Origin of the sequence: Peribacillus sp. FSL K6-1552, from assembly GCF_038005205.1 — a bacterium.
Lineage (GTDB): Bacteria > Bacillota > Bacilli > Bacillales > DSM-1321 > Peribacillus > Peribacillus butanolivorans.
In genome coordinates, this window is record NZ_JBBOST010000001.1 from 5,776,999 (window position 1) to 5,800,422 (window position 23,424).

Consider the following 23,424-nt stretch of genomic DNA (forward strand, 5'->3'; position numbering starts at 1 on the left):
TCACCCTCTTGCAACAGCTGCACGAACAGCTTCTTCAAAAATTGCAGTAGCTTCTCGAAGCTGGGATTCCGTTACGATTAATGGAGGCAAAAACCTCACGACGCTACCATGTCTGCCACCGACTTCTAAGATTAATCCTCTTTGGAAACATTCCTGTTGAATGGTGCTGGCAAGTTCAGAATTAGCCGGATAGCTTCCATTCGAGTTTTGCGGTTCTAAATGGTTAACCAGTTCAACACCGACCATCAATCCCCGGCCTCTAACATCCCCAATTTGTTGGATATCTTTTTGCAAATCTTTAAGAATATTCTTTAAGATTTCTCCCATTTTAGCTGCATGCTCCACAAGATTTGTTTCTTTCATGAACTTTAAAGTTGCTGTTCCTGCTGCCATTGCCAATTGATTTCCGCGGAACGTACCAATATGAGCACCCGGAGACCATAGATCCAGATTTTTGTTATAAATCACGACGGATAATGGAAGGCTGCCACCTATTGCTTTTGATAGTACAAGAACATCTGGAATGATTCCTGCATGTTCGAAGGCAAACATTTTACCTGTTCGGCCGATACCCGATTGAACTTCGTCGATAATTAATGGAATGCCTCGCTCTTTTGTAATTCTCCTGATCTCCTTAAGCCACGGAATTGGTGCTGGAATGGAACCTCCCTCACCCTGTACTGCCTCTAAAATCATTCCTGCAGGTGCTAATAATCCAGACTCAGGATCGTTCAACAGGTTTTCGATATACTGGCTACTAATTTTGTGACTTTCCTCTCCGCCAATTCCAAATGGGCAGCGATACTGGTATGGATATGGTAGGAAATGCACGTCTGGCATTAACCCTTGAACTTTTTCCTTTGGTTTTGTATTACCGCTAATTGACATTGTCGCATGTGTTGCTCCGTGATAAGCACCTTGGAAAGATAAAATGCTTCGGTTGCCTGTAGCTGTTTTAACTAATTTAAGTGCCGCCTCAATAGCATCTCCGCCAGTAGGACCACAGAATTGAATCTTTGCATTTTTTCTGAATTCTTCAGGCAGACATTCAAAAATTTCATCAACGAACTGCTCTTTGATTGGCGTAGTAAAGTCCAATGTATGTAAAGGTCGTTTAGCTTTTAGAACATTTTCCATTTCTTCTAGCACAGCCGGGTGATTGTGTCCGAGCGCTAATGTTCCAGCACCGGCAAGAAAATCAATATATCTTTTTCCATCCATGTCTGTTAGGTATATTCCCTCCGCTTGATCGATGGCCATAGGTAATCTTCTAGGATAAGATCGAGCATTTGATTCCCTTGTGTTTTGTTGTTCCAGTAATTGATCATTTTTGGTAAGTGTGGTTGTTCCCATAATGAGCCTCCCTGTATATTAATTAATTGAGAATAATTATCATTATCACACAATTCATTCTAATGATAATGATAATTATTCTCAATGAGTAAATCCGCTCATTTTTCTTCTAATAAATTCCAATAATATTAAATGGAGGTTAAAAATGGTATTTAAATGGTTGTAACTAGGATGTTCAGTTCATTTTATGACCCGGAAATTTTTCTTAAGGTTTAATTAAGATTATATTAATAAGCTTGACCTAGATAAAAACACAGAAAAGGAGGAACAAAAATGAATGGTTTGAAAGGCAGGCGTGAACTCAAACATGCAATTACCAAAGCGGATTGTTATCTATTAAGAAATAACCTACAGAACTTTATGAAGCTTGATCCCCATGGACATGATGGAAAGTATTTAATTCGCAGTGTCTATTTCGATAACTTTGACAATAAAATACTAAGGCAAAAAACAGAGGGCTTCTATCATAGAGATAAATTTAGAGCTAGACTTTATGATTATGATTCCGACTTTATTAACCTAGAAAAAAAGAGTAAGCGGGATAATTTAACCTATAAACAGAAATGTAGGCTCTCTGCTGAAGAATATGAACGAATTCGTTTAGGGGATATAGAATGGATGTCTGGGGATTCAAGGGATTTACTTCGAGATTTATATATTCAAATGACCCTTTTTCAGATCAAACCGACAACCGTCGTGGACTATGAAAGAGAAGTCTTTATCTATGAATATGGAAATGTTCGGGTAACGTTTGATAGTAACGTGAAAACCAGTTATCGAGACACAGATTTCCTGAATCCTGAATTAATCGTAGTCGATGCATTAGATCCCGATTGGGTCATTCTGGAGGTCAAATTTGATGAATATCTTCCAGGTATCATCAAACAATTGCTTTCCATCATCGATACTAGAAAATCATCTTTTTCAAAATATCAACTAAGCAGAAGATACGGCTGATTTTCAGCTACCAATATTTTTGGAGGAATAAAACATGGATACGACCGCAACTGCAACAACCACAAGTACTTTTAATGATATTTTCAAATCTAGCTTTTTGGACAAGACCGAAAGCTTTTCAATTATTGACTCTTTAATAGGGTTACTGTTAGCATTTGCCATCGGTTTGTTCATTTACGTTATTTATAAGAAGACCTTTTCCGGTGTGATGTACTCACACAATTTCAACATCTCTCTCATCATTATGACAATGGCTACTGCCCTAATTATCATGGGTATTTCAACTAATATCGTTATCTCTCTTGGTATGGTTGGTGCTCTATCTATTGTACGGTTCAGAACGCCTATTAAAGACCCTATGGATTTGGTGTTCCTATTCTGGGCAGCTGCTTCTGGGATTTTGTGCGGGGCTGGTCTAATTCCACTCGTCATCATCGGTGCTATTTTAATCGGTACTGTCATGCTTGTATTTGCAAACCGTTTGACTGTAGAAAATCCTTATTTATTTATCGTGAAATACACAGATGCTTCAATTGAAAAAACGTTAGAAGAAAGGATTTCTAGTAAAGTGAAAAAACACTCTATCAAATCGAAATCCGTAATGCCTGGCAATAACCTCGAAGTGACATATGAAATTCGATTAAAGGATAATAATACTGAATTCATTAATCAAGTCAAGGACATGGACAGCGTTCATTCTGCAATCATGTTAAGTTATGACGGCAACTTCACTGCCTAAGATAGAAGGCGGACATAAAAATCTATGTCCGCTCCTCTATTTAAGAATACAGGAGGAAGGAGCCTTGGCATGTTAAAAACAAGATATGTTTTAGCGTCGATTGGTTTACTGATAGTAATTTTTATAGCAGTGATGTTTTTCCTTCCCAATCTTCAAGTTGAAAAAGCTTCGAAAGGGAAAACTTATACAGAATCTGTATTTGATCAAAGTAGGGTGACAAACGTTGATATAAAAATGGATGATGATGATTTAGTCTCCATCTTGGAGAATCCCACTGAAAAGGAAATTGTTAATGCCGATGTAACGATTGATGGAGAAACGGTTAAAAATGTAGGCTTTCGAACCAAGGGTAACCTTTCCTTAAATTCTGTTGTCCAAATGGAAGATTCTGATCGTTACAGCTGGAAGATAGACTTTGATTATTATCAGGAAGATCAAGATTTACACGGCTTGAAAAAAATGGCTTTAAATAACAATTACAGTGACCCAACCTATATGAGAGAGTATCTTTCATATGAGCTAATGGAAAAAATGGGCATAGCAACTCCCGGTCATTCCTATATGTACGTGACCATTAACGGCAAAGAATGGGGTTTGTATTTAGGTGTAGAAGCTATTGAAGAAACATTTTTAGATACTAACTTTGCTGATGGCACCGGGGACCTTTATTATCCTGATGGCACCGGAAGTGATTTAAAATGGATTAGCGATGATATTGATGACTACACAGGAATAAACTTAAAAACAAACGATAATTCCGATCAATCTGCTATGATCAAAATGCTTGATGTTATCAATAATGGCGGGAATTTAGAAGAAGTATTAAATGTTGACGAAATGCTGCGCTACTTTGCAGCTAATACAGCTCTTGTCAACCTCGATCACTATCAAGGCGATAAAAAGCATAATTACTATTTATATGAAGAGAACGGCGTCTTTTCCATCCTGCCATGGGACTATAATATGTCATTTGGTGGTTATTCAGGGGGCGGGGGCAGAAAGGGACAAGCCGCAGAGGATGAAAAGGCAGCTGATCAAAAAGATGCTGCAACGGTTAATGGTGATACAACTGCTGCTAATGATGATGACAATGCAGAATTCCCTGGTGGTTCACCGAATATGAACGGTGGTGCCATGATGGACATGAGCTCCAATTTCATGAATGAAAGCATTATTAACTTCAGCATTACAGAGCCTGTGTCAGGTACGACACTTGAGAATCGGCCTTTATTAAATGCCCTGCTTTCCAACGAAGAGTACCGCGAAAAATATTATGATTATCTAGACGACATTGCCACAGATTTTTTCTCTGAAGAAAATATGACAGCAATTACAACTGAGATTTCCACATTAATCTCACCATATGTGGAAAAAGATCCGACAAAATTCTATACATTGGACGAGTATACAGAAGCAACGTCAGGCAAAGAAACCCTGGTCGATTTCGCTACCCAACGTGCTGATTCTATCTTGGCACAACTTTCCGGAGATCTAGTTGTTGAAGCTGAAACAGAAAGCAGTATGGGCGGTGCAGCTCAGCCTCCTAACATGGGCGGCGGTGAGAACGGTGCTGCCATGCAGCCCCCTAACATGGGTGATGGTGAAAATGGTGCAGCTATAAAGCCCCCTGGTATGAACGAGAATATGGGTTCGCAAGGAGTGGCTAACAGCAATTACTCCAAAGAAACGATAATTCTATCTTCTGTTCTCCTTTTATTACTATTTGGCGCAATGGCATTCGCTCACTTCTTTAAACGAAGAGGAAAAAGAGGCTAACTGCCTATTAATTTCGTTACAATCAAGGTATCCCAAACTAAATTTTGAGATACCTTTTTTTATTTCATTAGCTTACTACCCTCTATTTATTTCCCAACCAAATGACTCTACGTACAAAAATAATTTCTTTCCCTATTATTCTTTATTTCTATAAAAGTTCACGAAAAAAACCAAAAATCAACTTGGACAGACGCCAAAAAAAAATCTAAAAAAATAAATACCTTGATTTCCTACTAATATGATTAACCACGTTCCAAGCGCCTTTTCATAACACTTTCTTAAGCTTATTCCTCCCTCTTCCTGACTTAGCAAACTGCTCTCATCGATTATTTTCAAACTTATAATTACCCTTATTTGGTATAAAATAGTAAAATAGAGAGAGGACTGAACCTCTATTCAGAGAGACTGGATACTTGTTTATTATTTTTATATACGGGGTAAAGATTTCCATCATTAATTTTCCGATTGTCCATTATCAATCTTGTCAAAACGTGTCGGTGTCAGGGGGGGAACGAATGAAAAGAAATCATACAATGATGCAATTTTTCGAGTGGCATCTTGAAGCAGATGGCTCTCATTGGGACAGATTGAAGTATGAGGCTTCCAAGTTGAAAGATATAGGAATTGACTGTGTTTGGCTTCCGCCAGTTACAAAAGGGCAATCCGTAGGGGATAACGGCTATGGAATTTATGACGGATACGATTTGGGTGAATTCGACCAAAAAGGATCCGTTCGAACCAAATACGGAACAAAAGAGGAATTGCTTCAAGCAATAGCTACATGTCATAACTACGGGCTTTGCGTGTATATCGATCTAGTTATGAACCATAAGGCTGGAGCTGATAGAACTGAAAAATTTGAAGTCATTGAAGTCAACCCGGACAACCGGATGGAAGACATTTCAGAACCATTTGAAATTGAAGGTTGGACAACATTCGATTTTCCAGGCCGTAATAATCAATACTCTGATTTTAAATGGAACCATTCTCATTTTAATGGAACGGACTATGATGCCGGAAACGACAAAATGGGTGTGTACCGGATAACAGGGGAAAATAAACATTGGAATAAGCATGTTATTGATGAATTTGGTAACTACGATTACTTAATGTTTGCCAACATCGATTACAGTCAGCCAAAAGTTCGCCAGGAGATGATTAGCTGGGGAAAATGGATGGTCGACACGTTAAAATGCGATGGTTTTCGATTGGACGCTGTAAAACATATTGATTATGAATTTATTAATGATTTTTTACAGGAACTCCTCCCTTATACAAAGGAACATTTCTTCATGGTCGGAGAATTTTGGAAGGCCGATGTGAAGGCTTGCCAAACTTACTTAGAACAAACAAATCATGACCTCAACTTGTTCGATGTTTCTCTGCATTATAAATTTCATGAAGCCTCAAAAGCAGGCTCTAAGTTCGACCTCTCAACCATCTTTGATCATACCCTCGTTAAAACCAATCCGGCACAGGCCGTTACTTTTGTCGACAACCATGACTCCCAGCCACATGAATCACTAGAATCCTGGGTAAAGGACTGGTTTAAACCATCAGCATATGCCCTTATCTTGCTAAGACTTTGCGGTTACCCCTGTGTCTTTTACGGAGACTATTATGGAATCGGCGGACCTTCTCCAGTTCCTGGAAAAAAGGATATTTTAGACCGCCTCTTATTTGCTCGATATGAAAAAGCCTATGGAAAACAAGAAGACTATTTCAATGATCCAAACACGATAGGCTGGGTCCGACTTGGAGTCGAAGAACTAGAAGGGTCTGGATGTGCTGTCATTGTTTCCAATGGAGACCACAACAGTGAAAAAAGGATGTTCGTCGGTGAACATCGTGCTGGTGAAATCTGGATTGACCTGACCTTTCATAGAGATGATCATATCACCATTGAAGAAGATGGTTTCGCAACATTTCCTGTTCATGGAAAAAGTGTATCTGTTTGGGCGTTGAATATGTAAAAGTACATGCTCTTAGACCATGCTTTCAAAAAACAACAGCAAAGAACAGCATGTGGGTAATAACATGCTGCTCTTTGCATTTTTGTACAAAATCTATTTTAAAGTTCATATCTAAAGAAGATAGAAGGACGAATTGTTCCTCCACTAGAACAAAGATGATTTTTTCATCCTAATCAAACATGGTAAGATAAGGGAAAAAGGAGCTGAGGGAAAAATGAAAAATGAAATTATTAAAAGATTTACTTCCTATGTAAAGGTGGATACGCAATCCAATGAGGAAAATCCCACATGTCCTTCTACAACCGGACAGTTAACTCTCGCAAATACATTGGTAGAGGAATTACAAGCAATCGGGATGACAGAAGTGACAATTGATAAAAATGGCTATGTTATGGCGACTTTGCCTGCCAATTCAGAAAAGAAAGTACCGACCATCGGATTTTTGGCTCATATTGATACGGCGACGGATTTTACTGGGAAAGATGTAAAACCGCAAATTGTTGAAAATTATGATGGTAGTGATCTTACTTTACATGAAAAGTTGAATGTCATCCTATCACCTAATGATTTTCCTTCGCTTAACGACTATAAAGGGCATACCTTAATCACAACGGATGGAACTACCCTACTCGGCGCAGATAATAAGGCTGGCATTGCCGAAATTATGACAGCTATGGATTATTTAATTCATCATCCAGAAATCAAACATGGAAAAGTCCGTGTGGCCTTTACTCCCGATGAAGAAATCGGCAGAGGACCACATAAGTTTGATGTAGCTGCTTTCGATGCTCAATTTGCCTATACAGTAGATGGCGGTCCACTTGGTGAACTTGAATATGAGAGCTTTAATGCGGCATCAGCCAAGATCACTGTCAAAGGGACCAATATACACCCTGGTACTGCCAAAGGGAAGATGATCAACTCGGCTAAGATTGCCATGGAGCTCCACAGCAGGCTCCCTCGAGAAGAGGCACCGGAATATACAGATGGTTACGAAGGATTTTATCATCTCCTTTCATTTCACGGAGATGTTGAGGAAACCAAGCTTTCTTACATTATTCGAGATTTTGACCGCCAACAATTTAACAACCGTAAGAACTATATAGCGAAAATCACCGAAGAATTAAGAGAAAAATATGGTCAAAATCAAATCCTTCTTGAATTGAATGATCAATACTACAACATGAAGGAAAAAATCGAGCCGGTCAAAGAAATCGTCGACATTGCCTATGAAGCAATGGAGAAACTCGGAATCAAACCAAAAATCTCACCAATCCGCGGTGGTACGGACGGTTCTCAACTATCGTATATGGGCCTACCAACACCAAATATTTTTACAGGCGGCGAGAACTTTCATGGCAAATACGAATTCATTTCCGTCGATAATATGATGAAGGCCACCAACGTGATTGTTGGAATTGTCTCTCTCTTTGAGGAAAAAGCAAATTAAAGATGTGGAGAGTTATTACAATAATAATTTCTAAATCACACTAAAAACCCAGACTCCTTAAAGTCTGGGTTTTTACATTCAAGAATTAAGAACGTGCCCAATGACGGTGCTGAGCAATCGCATCGATAAAGGCAGCAGTAGATTCACTATTTGTATCCGAAACGGCTACCTTTTGGAAGATTTTCAAATTACATCATTATACATCGCCTTCAGCAAGCCAAGGGAAGAATCCATTCAGAAACCTTTCCGTTGCTGGCATAAAATAAGAGCCATAATGGTAATCAGGGTCAAGAGTCATAACTACCCAAGTACCTTTTGTACTGACCTTATCAATATAAAGAACGGCTCCACCGTCCTCAGTAGAAACAAGGATATCTGAACCTTTAGGCGGCCAATATACGCCATGCTGATGCCAAGTCGAATCAGCAAGTGTTAGATAGCGGCTGAATAAATCATGGTCAGGCTTTTGAAGAACTAAACCGCTTTGGGGATCCTTTTCAAGCCACCACCAAAAATTCGTTTCCCTGAACTCCCAATTATGGCCTGGAATCCATTCATTCAGCTGTGGACCAAAAGACACAATGATCCCACCCCTATTAGCGAATTCATATATTTTATCCATGGACTTCATGAGAAGGCCCATATGTAGTTGGGAAGGAAGGAGCAGGACATCAAATTCATCAATTGACGTTTCAACTAGATTAGGAAGATAAATTAACGTATCAATATATTTACGATATTTCGGCTCGGTATATGTCCGATGGTGCTGTGAACTACCACCGTCAATTACTGCAATTTTCCTCATTTCACTTCACTCTTCTCTTGAAGTATTTGGTATTCATTCCGTACCCACTGCATGAGTTGGAAGCTAATACGGACTGTTGTTTTTTTCACATTCATCGAACCAAATAAATCGTTTCCTGAATGAACAAGAATTGTTCCTTTTGTGCTGTCCCTATCAATATATGTGATTGGTTCTCCACCAGGTAACGTCAACAAAACCTCAGCTCTATCAGGAATTGGGTGATGACCTCTTGCAAAAAAGCCTGAAACCCCTTTATTATAGGTCATATCATCCTCTTCCACCCCTTCAAAAATCGGGTGGGGTTGGTGGACTGATACAACATAGTCTTGAAAACTGTGTATCGTTTTAGGGATAAAGTTCGAGCCCCCTGGTAGCCAATCCATAAATATGTTGCCACAAAAAACGATGACTTTTTTATCATTTAAAAATTCATGAATTAACTCTTTATGTTTATATAAAAATTTCTGATCTATTAAACCCTGGATAACCAGGCATTTAAAAGGTTTTAAATCAATATCTGGTAGTTCGTAAGTATCAATAAATGTAAAATCCTCCTGATACTTAGGGTCGTTCACCCTTGCTTTTCCAAAATAGCTTCCTGTATCAAGCATCAGAAAGTCGTTTTTTTTCTCATTCATTTTTTTCCTCCTCAACAATGCATCTATCAAACTTTGCTTAAAACAGATGTTGGCGATATCTTCATAGCTTCCTTCTACATCCTTAATTATCAGAATCACCTTTGTGGTTCAGGCCTTTGTGTAATCTCAAACTACCAAAGTTGATAATGATTATCAATATCGATTATTCTGCTTTTTTATGATAATCCTTAGTTTCATTGCCGCCATATTCCTTTTGTAATATTTATGAATGGCACTATTCATTTTCTTAATACAAAGGTTAGTTATACAAATAAAAAAAATCCTCTCGATGAGGATCTTAAACGAATTGAAGGAAATGTTGCTTTAACTTATTACAAAAATCCTGTTCATAATCTGTAAGCTGAGTATTCTTACGGATTACTAATCCGTTTTTCCGCTTAATTGATAGCCCTGATACCGGCCTTGAAACTAACTCTCCTTTACTTAATTCCTCCGCAACAGCAAAGCTAGGTAGAAAGGCAATCCCATGTCCAGCTTTTACAGCCTTTTTGATTAATTCAAAGTTGCTCATTTGTAAATACCTCACCTTAACTTGTCGACTACGTAAATGACTCTTGATATATTGCTGTAAGTAATGACTCTTTGGCAAGAGGACGGTTTTGTTATGTAAATCACGGCAGTAAAGTGTTTTTCTTGTATCCCATAAATAATCGTTTGGGAAAATCAGGGATAGTTCATCCTCGAATAAAACTGACGTGTCATAGTGGTCCATTAAATAGTAGTCTTCAGGATAGATTGGCATGATTGCAAAATTGGTCAAGTTATCTTGAAGGCTTCTCTTTAAATCATCGTAACAAAAACTATTGATTTCAATGCACTTCTTTCGTGAAATCTCCTTGTATTGATGGAGAAGATCCGCAAAGAAGTAATCCGCAATATAATTGCTGACGAATACCGAGAGTGTCTGTTCAAAGTAGTCTACCTTTTTTATCGTTACTGAAGCCTCATCCACAAGACTCAGAATCTGTTTTGCATAAGTCAAGAGAACTTCCCCTTGCTTCGTTAACTCTACTTTCCTACCAGTACGATGAAAAAGTCTTGAATCAAAGTCTTGTTCTAAGTGATTGATATGATGACTAATAGTAGGTTGTGAGCAATAAAGTCGGCGGGCAGCCTCTGTGAAAGAGCGACACTCGGCAAGTACGATAAACGTCTCCATTTTCTCCAGTGTATTCATGTGTTTTTTCCCCCTCAAGACCGTCCTTTTATGAAAATGATAATCATTATCATTTATATACTATCAGGACATGCTCATCCTGTCCATGTCAAAAATGCATCTATACTTTCTCTTTCATATGCTGTTCCTTAAAATTCAACTTAAAGGAGTATTTCTATGTAGTTTCCTTTATACTCCTGCCGCTATGAGCCTTTGTATAATGAAAAGATGTTAGACATCTCTTAATTGAAGTTACTTTTCTAGCATGTGATTGCCCTATCTAACCGCTATATAACGGAGTAAAAATTTCTCATAAATAATCAATAACAAAAATAAAGAAGCGGCAAAGACCAATCATTCATCTTTACCGCTTCTTTATTTATCATTCTCTTTTAGTTCTTAAAGGCCTCTGAAACCTTTAAAAGCTTACCTTTGACTTTCGTATTTTTCATCACTTTCAAAACAAGAGGTCCCTTTTCATTCAATATTTCCACATAGGAAACATTGTCCTGAATGGTGATAATTCCAATATCTTCGGCTTTGACACCATCAATCTTCGCAATTGTACCCACGAAATCAACGGCCCTGATTTTCTTTTTCTTACCGCCATTAAAATATAGCTTCATGATTTGTTTATTCAATTGTTCACTTTTATCTTTTTTTATTTTGGGACGAGCCTCTAGTTTCGCTTCAAAATCATTCAACTTATTCGAGACATCTTCTTCTGATGGAGGCGAGATTTTAGGGATGTCAAATCCGATATAGCTTTGAATCTCTTTAAGGAACTTATCTTCGTACGGTGTCACGAAAGTAATGGCTTTCCCTTTTTTACCAGCTCGACCTGTTCTTCCAGTTCGATGTACATAGCTTTCTTTTTCTAGTGGAAGATCATAATTAATAACATGAGTAATATTATCAATGTCAATTCCCCTTGCAGCTACATCTGTAGCAACTAAATAGCGGAATTCACCTCTTCTGTACTCGTTCATCACAGCAAGACGATCTTCTTGAAGCATACCTCCATGAATCATATCGCAAGGATAATCTAAATCCATTAACTTTTCACATACTTCGTCCACCCGATCTTTCGTCCGACAAAAAATGATGCAGCTATCAGGATTCTCAGTGATTGTAACGTCTTTAAGCAAGGAAAACTTATCATCTTCCTTCACTTCGATTAGGGCATGTTCAATCTTTTCAGTCGTTATGCCCGTTGCCTTAATCTCAATATCTAAAGGATCGTTCATATATTTTTGACAAAGTTTCTTTATACTCTCTGGTAAAGTAGCAGAAAACAACATGGTAACTCGGTTTTTTGGAAGCTCTTTAATAATGGCTTCCACTTGTTCGATGAACCCCATATTTAACATTTCATCCGCTTCATCAATAACCAAATGTGTTAAGCGCTCCAAAACAAACGTACCTTTTTCAATATGATCGAGTACTCGTCCTGGCGTTCCTACAACTACATGACTTTTTTGTTTAAGTTCTGCTTTTTGTAGAGCAAATGGAGATTTTCCATAAACCGCTGTTGCTTTAATTCGTTTAAATCTACCTATATTCGTAATATCCTCTTTCACCTGTACAGCAAGCTCTCGCGTAGGTGTTAAAATAAGTGCCTGCGGCTTATTCTCCTGCCAATCAACCATATCGCAGATCGGTATGCCAAATGCAGCTGTCTTACCACTCCCTGTTTGCGACTTCACGACAAGATCCTTTCTTTTCAATGCAACAGGAATCACTTCACGTTGAACTTCCGTTGGTTGCTGATAACCCAGACTCTCCAATGCCCTTACAATTTCATCACTTAATGTATAATCAGTAAAACTTAATTCAGTCATATAATAGCCTCTTTTGTTGTTTAGTATCTTACTTTATTGTTTCCACAATCGTTATTTCCTTATACTGATTTCTATTATACGCGATATGAAGTGATAAACCTCGTAATAACCAAACTACTAGATGCTTTTTTCATGTGATCTATTCTTCGATTTTTAAAAGACATGTCTTTTAAAAAATAATAAAATGAAACTCCCTTACCTATTTTGAGTGAAAGGTTGCTTTCCGAAAAATTATTTCTTTCAACCTTCTTAACCTTTGCTTTGATTAATCAAAATAGATTATATTCCTGCTAATATGCTAAAATATGTATGATACAAGAGTGTTAAAAAAAGGAAAACTCTAAAAGGAGCGTTGATTTATGATAATCGTAACGAATAGAATTAGAGTTAAAAAAGGGATGGGTGCAGTTATGGCCCCAGGATTTACCGCACCAGGTCCACTTGATACAACAGAAGGCTTCGTAAAAGTAGAAGTATTATTAACACAAAACTTAACAGATCATGATGAACTAAATGTAAATATGTACTGGGAAAACCTTGATAACTTTACTGCTTGGAGAAATAGTGATGCGTTTAAAGCTGCACATAAACGACCTGAACCTAGTTCCGATGAAGCAAAAAAAGAATCACCTATTCTAGGCAGTGAACTTACTACTTATGAAGTTGCCTCCGTAAAAGAAATAGCTAAATAAGAAACTTCAATAAGAGTTTTGAACGAAGTTCGACCTTCACGAAGTAGATTTCGACCTTCTGAGTGATTTTTCGACCGTCGCGAGGTATATTTGACCTTCTGAGTGATTTTTCGACCGTCGCGAAGTATATTTCGACCTTCTGAGTGATTTTTCGACCTTCACGAAGTAGATTTCGACCTTCTGGGAGATTATTCGACCGTCGTGAGGTATAATTCGACCTTCAAAGAGATTATTCGTCCGTCGTTACAATTAAATCGACCTTTCATCATTTAATAAATCAGAAAAAACAGTATGTGTTCAATAACATACTGTTTTTTCTGTTGAATTTTGGCCTTTATTCATCAAATTCTTATTGAACTTCAGCCTTTTTAATTTGTTTACTTCTTAACTGTCCGCAGGCCGCATCAATATCCGTTCCATGCTCTTGGCGGATTTTACAATTTACGCCTCTCTTTTTCAACGTATCATAAAACGAGAGAACTGACTCTTTCTCACTTCTTTGATATTGACTATGTTCATCTACAGGATTATATGGAATTAAGTTAACATAAAGCCGATGTTTTTTGTCATCAAGAAGATTGGCAAGTTGCTCGGCTTCTTCTTTATGATCATTTACATCTTTCAATAGGATATACTCAATAGTAATTCTTCTATTTGTTTTTTCTAAATAATAATCAAGCGATTTCATTAATTTTTCTATTGGAATACCTCGGTTTATTTTCATTATCCGGGTTCTAAGTTCATTATTCGGTGCATGCAATGATATTGCCAGGTTTACCTGTAATTGAGTATCTGTGAATTCATAAATCTTGTTGGCAAGTCCACTAGTCGATACAGTGATACGCCTTGCAGCGATAGCAAGCCCTTTATGGTCCATAATTACCTTTAAAAAGTCTATCATATTTTCAAAGTTGTCAAACGGCTCGCCAATTCCCATTACAACTACATGACTAACAATGTCTTCTTTTTCCAATTTATCTAGATGCAGTTGAACGTTCATAATCTGTTCTACAATTTCCCCACTAGATAAATCTCGACTTTTGGCTAATAGACCACTTGCACAGAAACTGCAACCAATATTACATCCTACCTGTGTGGTGACACAAACCGAAATCCCGTATTTATGCCTCATCATAACCGTTTCGATGAGGTTTCCATCCTGTAATTTAAACAAGAACTTAATCGTTCCATCCGCTGACTCTTGCTTAACATGCTCAGTTAAAGTTTGGATGAAAAAGTTATCTTTCAGTAATTGAATGCACTCTTTATTTACATCTGTCATTTCAGAGAAATCTGTTACACGCTTCCTATAAAGCCACTCCCAGACTTGTGAAGCTCTAAACTTTTTATGACCATGTTCCAAAAGCCACGCTGTCAATTGATCGAATGTTAAACCATAAATGGACTCTTTATTCATACGTTACCCTCTTTTCATAACATTAAAATTTAATTCTACAACTCAAAAAACCTTATAAGCAATTCCTCTGAATTGGCAAATTTATTTATGATACGGTTCATTTCTATTTATTCTAAATGCTCTATATATTTGCTCCAACAGAACCAACTTCATTAGCTGATGCGGAAAGGTCATTTTAGAAAAGGAAAGTGCATAATCACTTCTTGAAATCACCTCTGAGCTAAGCCCCAGAGAACCACCAATAATAAAAGCAATTTTACTTTTTCCATAAGTAGCTAGCTGGTCAATATGAGATGCTAGCTGCTCAGAGGTGAGCTGTTTGCCATTGATTTCAAGTGTAATAACGTAGGTGTCTTGGCTGATTTTAGCTAAGATTCGCTCACCTTCCTTTTGTTTTACAATGTCCATATCCGCTGCACTAAGGTTCTCCGGGGCTTTTTCATCTGGTACTTCAATAAGTTCTATATTAGCATAGGCACTTAAACGTTTTGTATATTCAGCAATTCCTTGCTTTAAGTATTTTTCTTTTAGCTTGCCAACAGTAATAATCGTTATTTTCATATATATCCTCTAACTTTCATTATGTTTTAGTATCATTTGTTGGATTTGCCTACCTATTATCATACCTTAGAGGGACCTATAAGCAAAACAAGCATATCCTTTCCAGTTTTGGATAAGTCCATTACATTTATAACCACTATAAATAATGATTCAACTATCATCTTTATATTAAAAAGCCGCTTCCTCCTTAAAAAAGTGGCAACGGCTTCCTTCATTCATAAGTGAATAATGTACATTTGTTTCTTTTCTAGAATAACTCAAGAGTAATGTAACCAAAAGTAGAACCAACAAAAAATGAAAATAAAAAATCAAACCTATTGAACTAGAACGCCTTAATATAACAGTATTCCAGTCATCATTATTCCAATAATGACTTTTATTGACGCTTTATATAATTTTGTCCCTGATAAACTATGAAATTCCTTCATAATATAATCCCATTAAATCTTGATATGAATTTTATCGACAAATTTTGTATAAAACTAAGGTTGCCTAGATAGGCAGAGCTGATTATTTTAATAAGAATTCGCTTCCCTGTCTTTATTTTGCAGCCATAAAAACTCTTTTTTAATTCTAATGACCTTTTATCTCATATAGAGCATCAAAGGTTTAAATATACGTCAATTCCATGCTCTAGTTTCTACTTTGTAAAAATGTTAAGAACATGTTAAGAACAGGTTACAAACACGTTATCCACAATAGTTATCCACATATCCACAATTTCTATCCACATCTTGTATGGGAATATTAGTTCCCTACTAGATATATTGCCACGTTTCGACAATATTCACAGGTTGTTGATAACTGTTTTTCTTCAGAAATGAATGTTAAAACAGGGTACGTTTCACACTCATATACCACTTCATCCAACGCCATATCTACGTGTTCCTGACAGCAATATAATTCCATCATACATCCTCCTCTTCTTTATTTATGTTACTAATAATGCTGCACCTATTTATCCACAATTTGATTGGTTTCTTTAGCTTTTAGCAAATATCCACAAGTAATCGTATCAAAAAACAAGAAAGTCGCAAGCAAAAGACAGGAAGTATTGGCTCCCTGTCCTTGTGTTCTTTAGATTTCGCTGCTTGAAAGCGTGACTTCCGTGGTTTCTTTCTTTCCATCACGGTAATAGATGATTTTAACCTTGTCACCGATTTTCTTATCATTGTAAAGATACTTTCTTAATTCTACTACGTCATGGATTTCTTCATTATCCATTCCAACGATGACATCAAATTCTGCTAGACCTGCTTTATCAGCTGGAGAGTTACTTTGAACACCTGTTATTGCAACGCCCGCAGTAACTTTCTTTGGCAACTTTAATGTATTCTGCTGATGGTATTGAGAAATTTCTTCTACAGATGCTAAATTCACACCTAAGAATGCACGTTTAACTTCACCATATTCCTCGATATCATTAATAATTGGAATAACTGAATCAATCGGAATGGAAAGCCCGATTCCTTCCACTGCATTTTCTGCAATCTTCATGGAATTGATTCCGATGACCTGCCCGGACATATTAACAAGTGCCCCTCCACTGTTCCCTGGGTTAATCGCCGCATCGGTTTGAATAACCTCTGCATTCCAATCCACCTGTCCGTCTTCATTGATATCCACTTCAATTGTACGTTCCAAACCGGAAATGATCCCTTGTGTAATGGATCCAGAGAATTGAAGACCTAGCGGGTTACCAATGGCAATGACAGGCTCTCCAGGTTTCAGTTTTTCAGATTTCCCGAACTCGGCAATGGTCTTAATTTTATCTCCATCTACTACTATGACGGCAAGGTCTGTCCATGGGTCACTACCTTGTAGTTCCGCTGGTAGTTTAGTTCCATCACTTAACGTGACTTCCAATTCATTTGCGTCTTCAATGACGTGGTTGTTTGTAACAATATAGGCTTTACCGCCATCTTTTTTATAAACGACACCAGAACCAGTACCGGCTTCAGCAGAACTGCTCTCATTTTTTCCCTGCTGGCCCCAGAAAGTTGTTTCCTGAATATTTGTGATGCCGACTACCGCGTCGCTAGCCTTATCAACAGCATCAGTGACGGCACTTGTCACATCTACAGACAGGCTTTGCTGTGTCTGCTTCATCGATTCACTATCAGTTGATTTCTCTGTTGTATTTTCGCTGCTTTCGTTAATCAACAGTCCACTTCCCGGAAAAGCTAATAAAATAAGTAATGCCCCAATGATGGCGCCTCCCAAGCCTGAAAGAAAATAGCTCGTATGGCTCCCCTTTCTCTTTTTGTTTTGGTTCTCATCATTCTGATCATAATAACCCAAGACAGCTCCATCCTCTCATTTTAGGAATGAATTATAGCAACTACTATTGTTTGGTATCCTCCCTTAATTATACTCATTTAACCGAATTTTTCTAAAAAAATGTACGCCCTTATTTAAGGGTAAACTTAAAATTGAATAATATGCAGCAACTTTTCTATTTTCCTATATAGTTCTAACCAAACGATACCCCTTTTAATCCGGTTAGTAACTTATATATTTTATAAATAAAAAGGAATGAACAAGGTTTCCCTCATCCATTCCTTTTATTTATAACGTAACAAGCTCTGTCGGTTTTTTCGGATCCGTATCATACAGAGAAAATTGTTCACCGACGATGATTCCTTTTGTCTTTAAAGTTTGTTCTACTGACATTCTTGCTAGGTCCTTCATATTGTTATCAAGACTCAAGTGGGCCAGGTAAATCCGCTTTGTCTTATCTCCGGCCACTTCACTCATTGCAAGAGCGGCGTCCTCATTACAAACATGACCAACATCACTTAAAATTCTGCGCTTAATGCTCCACGGATATTTTCCCATCCTCAACATAGATACATCATGATTACTTTCAAATACATAGGCATCAGCATTCGAGATAATACCTTTCATCCGATCACTTACGTATCCTGTATCAGTAATAACCACAAGCTTCTTATCTTCATGATGAAACACGTAAAACATTGGTTCTGCAGCATCATGAGATACACCAAAGGATTCTATATTAAGACTGCCGAATGTTTTGACTTGCTCCATTTCAAATGTGAATTTTTGTTCGACAGTAATTTCACCGATTGAACGCTCCATGGCACTCCATGTCTTTGCATTCGCATATATCGGGAGTTTATGTTTTCTAGCAACCACGCCAAGACCTTTAATATGGTCGCTGTGTTCATGGGTAACAAGGATTCCGGATAGCTTCGACATATCACGGCCTATATCCTGAAACAACGCTTCTAAGGCTTTACCGCTTAAACCGGCATCGACAAGAAAAGATTGATCCTCCGTTTCCACGAAAAAGGCATTTCCTGTACTCCCGCTTGCGAGAACACTAAAATGCATAGTCATCTATACTCACTCCAGTATTTTTTCTTCTGTATTTAATTCAATGACCTCTCCATCAAAAGCATTCACGAATAGATCCGTTTCGTTATCCAAGACCACCCACCATGTTGGCACAAGTAAATGTGACACAGATGTCGTCTGCAGAGAATTATAAAAACCTAGTTGTACATTAGTCACTTTGCTTTTGGGATCAATATCACCATTATCATACAATGCTCTAATAGCATTTAAAGCAGATACCAATTCTTTAGGTTTATTGAATTTTTTAATCCCCTCTAAATACATCTGTTCATAGGAAACGATTTCACCCTTCTTGTTCAGATATAAAGTGACCTTACCCTTACTATTATTATAAAACATCTTTTTATCTGCCACTTGATAGCAGATGATGGTCTGGTTGATTTGATCATAGCTCCAAAAGCGATAATCATTACCATTCAAGATATACTCCTTCAAGAATATCTCAACATCGGCAGCATGAATTTTATCATTCATACTAACCGGCGTTTTAAATGTACCGACAAGGTTCTTATCGTCTATAATTTTCGCTTTTTGATTTTTCAGGTACTGTAAATCTTTCTTCTCGAAATTTTTACTTTTAGCAATCAAGAATTGATCCTTCACTTTTTGTTTCGAAATTGGGACTTCTATTGAAATATCATCTTCCTTCAAGAGTTCTTCCGTTGAGGACTCCGTGAAATTTTCAATTTGGGAGTCATTAATCTTTTCCAGGAATTGATAAAGAAGAAAAATATTCAAAACGAAGAAAACCATGATGAAAATTGACTTTGTATTATTCCAATCCACTTTGATCGCCTCCTGAGTCTTCATCAAAAGGCACAATAAACCATTTATCGCCGATACGATAATACCAAGTGGGGTCAAGTGTAACAAGAGTAACAAGCTTGGAATCTAACGACTTATTCAGCTTATAACCAACCGAGATGTCCTCCACACTCTTGAAATCAATATTTTCCTTAGATTTCAACTGATTCAGTACTTCCCTGCCATTTGGTAAAGTTTTTACCGATCCTTCTGAAGGAAGGACAGAAGCAAGTGAAAAGTAGGGACGCTCATAGCTATAAATTTCTTCTTTTCCCCAAATTTGCTCGATTTCTGTCATTCCGGATTCATTGAAGGCCGGATAACCATTTACGAATAAGCGGAATACCACTCGTTGCTCATTCTCCGACATATAGGCAAAGCGGTAATTGTTATCTTCCCAACCAGTATGATCATTGATGAAATCAATGCTTTTTTGGAGAAGGTCACTGGAACTGCCAATGCTCTTTTGTGCCGGATTGATATAAGAAATTAGGTAATTTTCTTTATTGACCGTCATCAGTCTTGTTCCATCCGTGTATTCCTCACCGACTGAAACTGAATCCTGTCGTACATACTTGGGATAATTAAATAACGCATCTTTCAGGTTTCCAATATCAAATGTGTCAATATAATATTGAAATCTGTTAATCTTTATAGAATTTTCCGGAACAAACAGTGTCCTTTTACTGTTTATGGTTTGGGCTGTGTATTCAGGATATTTTTTGTGTGAATCATTATAAAAATCATCCATGAAATCTTTAAGTCTTTTAGTACTGACCATGCTTTGGTAGATTTTCTCTTGTTCGTAAGAGACAAAATAAACCGCAGATTCATTACCACTGATATCTTTTTGTTTAATGATGATGCGATCAAAAGAAAAGCTAGGCAATTCCTTATCCCCAATATCCAATACCGTTTTATAGAGGGAGATTGGAACATCATCGGAAAATCCGATTTCCACTGATCCCTCTTCATGAACAAAATCATCAAATTTCCTTTGAAGCCTTTTCATGGATAGCTCTTTTACGCCGGTAAAACGCCATTGAGAAAATTCTTTCTCCATTTTATCTATTTCTACAGGATCGGAGGTTTGAAAATGTTGACCATTGCTATGAAAAAGGATACTAACCGGTTTAATGACATCACTGACAATCTGAACATCACTTTTAATCCTTATAAGATCAGATTGGTCAAACTGATCATATTCAGGCTCGTACGTCCAAATACTCCAAGTCAAAAAAATACTAGTCCCAACTAAAATAATCAGTATTATACTTTTCGCACGTTCAAAATTCATGACCAATCATCCTCTTCTTCCTGTTCGTAAGGAAGTGTAAAGAACACCGTAGTTCCTTTTCCATCCACACTTTCTGCCCATATTTTCCCACCATGCGCCACGACCATCTCTTTTGCAATCGCTAAACCAAGCCCTGTCCCACCTAAGTTCCGGGCCCTTGCTTTATCCACACGGTAGAAGCGGTCGAATATTTTATCAATGACGTTTTTCGGGATGCCCACTCCTTGATCTGTAATGCTGACAACGATAAAGCCATCCGATGCCCTGACGTGGAAGGTCACTTGACCCCCTTCAGGTGAGTACTTTAATGAGTTGGAGATTACATTATAAAGAACCTGAGTGATTTTATCTTCATCAATATCCACAAAATAAGCTTCCTTTGGCAGATCACGCTTAAACGTGATGTCATCATTTTTCGTCATTTCAAAACGATCGATGATATGGTCATAGAATTTATTGAAATTCACCCAGCCCGTTTTAAGCCTGTAATCTTTACTGTCCATTTTCGAAAGCTGTAACAGATCATTAACAAGCCTGATCATTCGCTCCGTTTCATTTTGGGTCACACTTAAAAAGGATGGAGCGATTTCCTCGTCCTTCCAAGCCCCTTCCGCCAATGCTTCCAGGTAGCTCCTCATCGTTGTAAGCGGTGTTCTTAGCTCATGCGACACGTTGGCAACAAACTCCCTACGCTCACCCTCAATTTTCTCCTGCTCTGTAATATCATGCAAAACAGTGATCAATCCATTAACGAATCCCGTTTCCTTTTGAATGACCGAAAAGTTCCCCCTCAAAATGAACGGCCGATCCTTTTTGCTGTAATCAAGGATTACGGACTCTCGTTCTTCCAGTAAATCCTCAAATTTATATTCTTCTTCAAGGCCCAAAACCTCAATGATAGGTTGGTTCATGACGGTTTCATGTGAGACATTAAGTAATTGTGCAGCTGGTTCATTAATCAAGTTCACTCTACCGCGTCTATCAGTTGAAATAACACCGTCTGTCATATTAGCGAGGACAGATGAAAGTTTACGTCGTTCTCCTTCTGTGCTAGATTGCGACTCTTGAAGCTTTTTAGTCAAATTATTGAAAGTGACAGCAAGCTGACCAATTTCATCATCGCCATATACCCTAACCTTTCTAGAGAAATTCCCTTTCGCCATCACCAGTGCCTGTTTTCTCATATCCGACATGGGGCGGGTGATCGTTCGTGCGAGCAGAATTCCCAAGATGGCAGTAATGACCAGGGCGATGGCCGTACCCGTCATGAAGATACTATTGATTTCTTCCATCTGTTCAAAGACATTCTCCATCTCAGCTATTACATAGACGGCGCCAATGACCTCTCCATTTGCTTCAATAGGTGTCGAAAGAACCCAAAGCCGCCTGCCAGTTTTCTGATCTCGAAATATATCACTATCTTCTTTTCCATAAATCAGCGTATTTTTAATAAGGACCTCTGTTGTCTTCTTCCCTACGATTTCCTGGTTGCCTGGGGCGGAGGTTCCAATTACGCGTCTGCTGCGTGTGTCAATAACACGTACTTCCGAAATATCGTTCGATGAATTATCGCGATCCTTCAGTACCGTATTAATCGCTTCTTCGAGGGTTGGGTCTTCCTCTCCCCTCTCTTTTTCCATTTCTTCACCAATACTGTAGGTAAGCAGGTTAACGCGGCCTTTGATCGATTTCGTGAAGTTCCCGACAAGATTTTCTTCCAATTCCCCAACAAAATAAACCCCGATTATTTGCATCGCTACGAAAATAAGCAACACATAAATCAGAACAAATTTAAAATGAATTGAGCGAAAAAAACCAACCTTTTTCATAAGAACTACTCCTGTTCAGGGTTACGCAGGTAATAACCGACCCCTCTTCTAGTTACAATCCAACCCGGATGGCTTGGATTATCTTCAATCTTCTCACGAAGACGTCTAACCGTTACATCGACTGTCCGTACATCGCCAAAGTAATCATATCCCCAAACGGTTTGTAATAAGTGCTCCCTTGTCATAACCTGGCCGATATGCTTTGCTAAATAATGGAGCAATTCGAATTCGCGATGAGTTAATTCAATCGTGTCGCCACGCTTAGATACCACATAGGCATCAGGATGGATAGTAAGAGTGCCTATTGTAATTTCCTTCGGTTCATTTTCTTGATCCGGAACCGGGACAGCTTGCTGGCGTCTTAAGTTCGCCTTAACACGGGCGATTATTTCCCGGGTACTAAATGGCTTTGTCACATAGTCATCTGCACCAAGCTCTAACCCTAATACTTTATCTATCTCAGAATCCTTAGCCGTTAACATGATGATTGGCGTTTCATATTTCTTTCTTACTTCTCTACAAACTTCCATCCCATCACGCTGTGGTAGCATGATATCAAGCAAGATCAAATCAGGCTGCCGTTCTTCTACCATTTTAAGAGCTTCGTTACCATCATAAGCACAAAAAACCTCATAACCCTCTTTTTTCAAATTGAATTGTAAAATATCCGCGATTGGCTTTTCATCATCCACTACCAAAATTTTCTTATCCATGTACTTATCTCCTTTTTAATG

20 protein-coding genes are annotated in these 23,424 nt (G+C 37.9%); 6 read left to right on the top strand and 14 right to left on the bottom strand.

Annotated elements, in window-relative coordinates; all coding sequences use genetic code 11:
• Entirely contained in the window at positions 1-1,353 is a 1,353-nt protein-coding gene (locus tag NST21_RS27735; protein WP_340892399.1) for an aspartate aminotransferase family protein, read from the bottom strand.
• A 273-nt stretch (positions 1,354-1,626) separates the two neighbouring features.
• Between NST21_RS27735 and NST21_RS27740 the strand changes: the two genes are divergently transcribed.
• The 5 genes from NST21_RS27740 to pepT all read left to right on the top strand — a co-directional run bounded on the left by NST21_RS27740 (position 1,627) and on the right by pepT (position 8,248).
• Complete coding sequence (locus NST21_RS27740; protein WP_340892400.1) at positions 1,627-2,310, top strand: polyphosphate polymerase domain-containing protein; 684 nt, start codon at positions 1,627-1,629, stop codon at positions 2,308-2,310.
• Between the two features lie 34 nt (positions 2,311-2,344).
• The gene (locus NST21_RS27745) at positions 2,345-3,049 is read left to right on the top strand and encodes a DUF4956 domain-containing protein (protein ID WP_340892401.1); all 705 of its coding nucleotides are present in this window, start codon (positions 2,345-2,347) and stop codon (positions 3,047-3,049) included.
• A 69-nt stretch (positions 3,050-3,118) separates the two neighbouring features.
• Positions 3,119-4,825, top strand: a complete 1,707-nt coding sequence (locus tag NST21_RS27750; RefSeq protein ID WP_340892402.1) for a CotH kinase family protein — start codon at positions 3,119-3,121, stop codon at positions 4,823-4,825.
• Positions 4,826-5,340: 515 nt separating this feature from the next.
• Positions 5,341-6,798 carry an alpha-amylase gene (locus NST21_RS27755; RefSeq protein WP_340892403.1) on the top strand — a complete coding sequence of 486 codons (1,458 nt, stop codon included), beginning with the start codon at positions 5,341-5,343 and terminating at the stop codon, positions 6,796-6,798.
• Positions 6,799-7,012: 214 nt separating this feature from the next.
• Positions 7,013-8,248 carry a peptidase T gene (gene pepT / locus NST21_RS27760; protein ID WP_340892404.1) on the top strand — a complete coding sequence of 412 codons (1,236 nt, stop codon included), beginning with the start codon at positions 7,013-7,015 and terminating at the stop codon, positions 8,246-8,248.
• Positions 8,249-8,444: 196 nt separating this feature from the next.
• Here the strand turns inward: pepT and NST21_RS27765 are convergent, their stop codons facing one another.
• From NST21_RS27765 to NST21_RS27780, 4 genes are all read right to left on the bottom strand, one after another.
• Complete coding sequence (locus NST21_RS27765) at positions 8,445-9,053, bottom strand: hypothetical protein (protein WP_340892405.1); 609 nt, start codon at positions 9,051-9,053, stop codon at positions 8,445-8,447.
• Positions 9,050-9,691 carry a phosphate starvation-inducible protein PhoH gene (locus NST21_RS27770; protein WP_340892406.1) on the bottom strand — a complete coding sequence of 214 codons (642 nt, stop codon included), beginning with the start codon at positions 9,689-9,691 and terminating at the stop codon, positions 9,050-9,052. The genes NST21_RS27765 and NST21_RS27770 overlap by 4 nt, the downstream gene beginning before the upstream one ends.
• A gap of 298 nt (positions 9,692-9,989) precedes the next feature.
• Complete coding sequence (locus NST21_RS27775) at positions 9,990-10,889, bottom strand: LysR family transcriptional regulator (RefSeq protein WP_340892407.1); 900 nt, start codon at positions 10,887-10,889, stop codon at positions 9,990-9,992.
• A 371-nt stretch (positions 10,890-11,260) separates the two neighbouring features.
• Positions 11,261-12,709, bottom strand: a complete 1,449-nt coding sequence (locus NST21_RS27780; RefSeq protein WP_340892409.1) for a DEAD/DEAH box helicase — start codon at positions 12,707-12,709, stop codon at positions 11,261-11,263.
• Between the two features lie 359 nt (positions 12,710-13,068).
• Between NST21_RS27780 and NST21_RS27785 the strand changes: the two genes are divergently transcribed.
• Positions 13,069-13,401 carry a heme oxygenase gene (locus NST21_RS27785; protein ID WP_053348337.1) on the top strand — a complete coding sequence of 111 codons (333 nt, stop codon included), beginning with the start codon at positions 13,069-13,071 and terminating at the stop codon, positions 13,399-13,401.
• A 349-nt stretch (positions 13,402-13,750) separates the two neighbouring features.
• On the opposite strand, the gene rlmN is transcribed toward NST21_RS27785, so the two are convergent.
• The 9 genes from rlmN to yycF all read right to left on the bottom strand — a co-directional run bounded on the left by rlmN (position 13,751) and on the right by yycF (position 23,403).
• Entirely contained in the window at positions 13,751-14,818 is a 1,068-nt protein-coding gene (rlmN, locus tag NST21_RS27790) for a 23S rRNA (adenine(2503)-C(2))-methyltransferase RlmN (RefSeq protein WP_340892410.1), read from the bottom strand.
• 81 nt (positions 14,819-14,899) lie between these two features.
• Complete coding sequence (gene rlmH / locus NST21_RS27795; protein ID WP_056522008.1) at positions 14,900-15,379, bottom strand: 23S rRNA (pseudouridine(1915)-N(3))-methyltransferase RlmH; 480 nt, start codon at positions 15,377-15,379, stop codon at positions 14,900-14,902.
• A gap of 747 nt (positions 15,380-16,126) precedes the next feature.
• The gene (locus NST21_RS27800) at positions 16,127-16,291 is read right to left on the bottom strand and encodes a CxxH/CxxC protein (protein ID WP_376182820.1); all 165 of its coding nucleotides are present in this window, start codon (positions 16,289-16,291) and stop codon (positions 16,127-16,129) included.
• A gap of 165 nt (positions 16,292-16,456) precedes the next feature.
• On the bottom strand, positions 16,457-17,680 hold the full coding sequence (locus NST21_RS27805) for a S1C family serine protease (RefSeq protein ID WP_340892411.1): 1,224 nt from the start codon (positions 17,678-17,680) through the stop codon (positions 16,457-16,459).
• Between the two features lie 267 nt (positions 17,681-17,947).
• Positions 17,948-18,742, bottom strand: coding sequence for an MBL fold metallo-hydrolase (locus NST21_RS27810; protein WP_340892412.1), 795 nt, complete (start codon positions 18,740-18,742; stop codon positions 17,948-17,950).
• Positions 18,743-18,748: 6 nt separating this feature from the next.
• Complete coding sequence (locus NST21_RS27815) at positions 18,749-19,546, bottom strand: two-component system regulatory protein YycI (protein ID WP_056522000.1); 798 nt, start codon at positions 19,544-19,546, stop codon at positions 18,749-18,751.
• The gene (locus NST21_RS27820) at positions 19,533-20,861 is read right to left on the bottom strand and encodes a YycH family regulatory protein (RefSeq protein WP_340892413.1); all 1,329 of its coding nucleotides are present in this window, start codon (positions 20,859-20,861) and stop codon (positions 19,533-19,535) included. The genes NST21_RS27815 and NST21_RS27820 overlap by 14 nt, the downstream gene beginning before the upstream one ends.
• On the bottom strand, positions 20,858-22,690 hold the full coding sequence (gene walK, locus NST21_RS27825; protein ID WP_056521994.1) for a cell wall metabolism sensor histidine kinase WalK: 1,833 nt from the start codon (positions 22,688-22,690) through the stop codon (positions 20,858-20,860). The genes NST21_RS27820 and walK overlap by 4 nt, the downstream gene beginning before the upstream one ends.
• A gap of 5 nt (positions 22,691-22,695) precedes the next feature.
• A complete protein-coding gene (gene yycF / locus NST21_RS27830) occupies positions 22,696-23,403 on the bottom strand; it encodes a response regulator YycF (protein WP_034316131.1) in 708 nt (235 codons plus the stop codon).
• Positions 23,404-23,424: the final 21 nt, after the last annotated feature.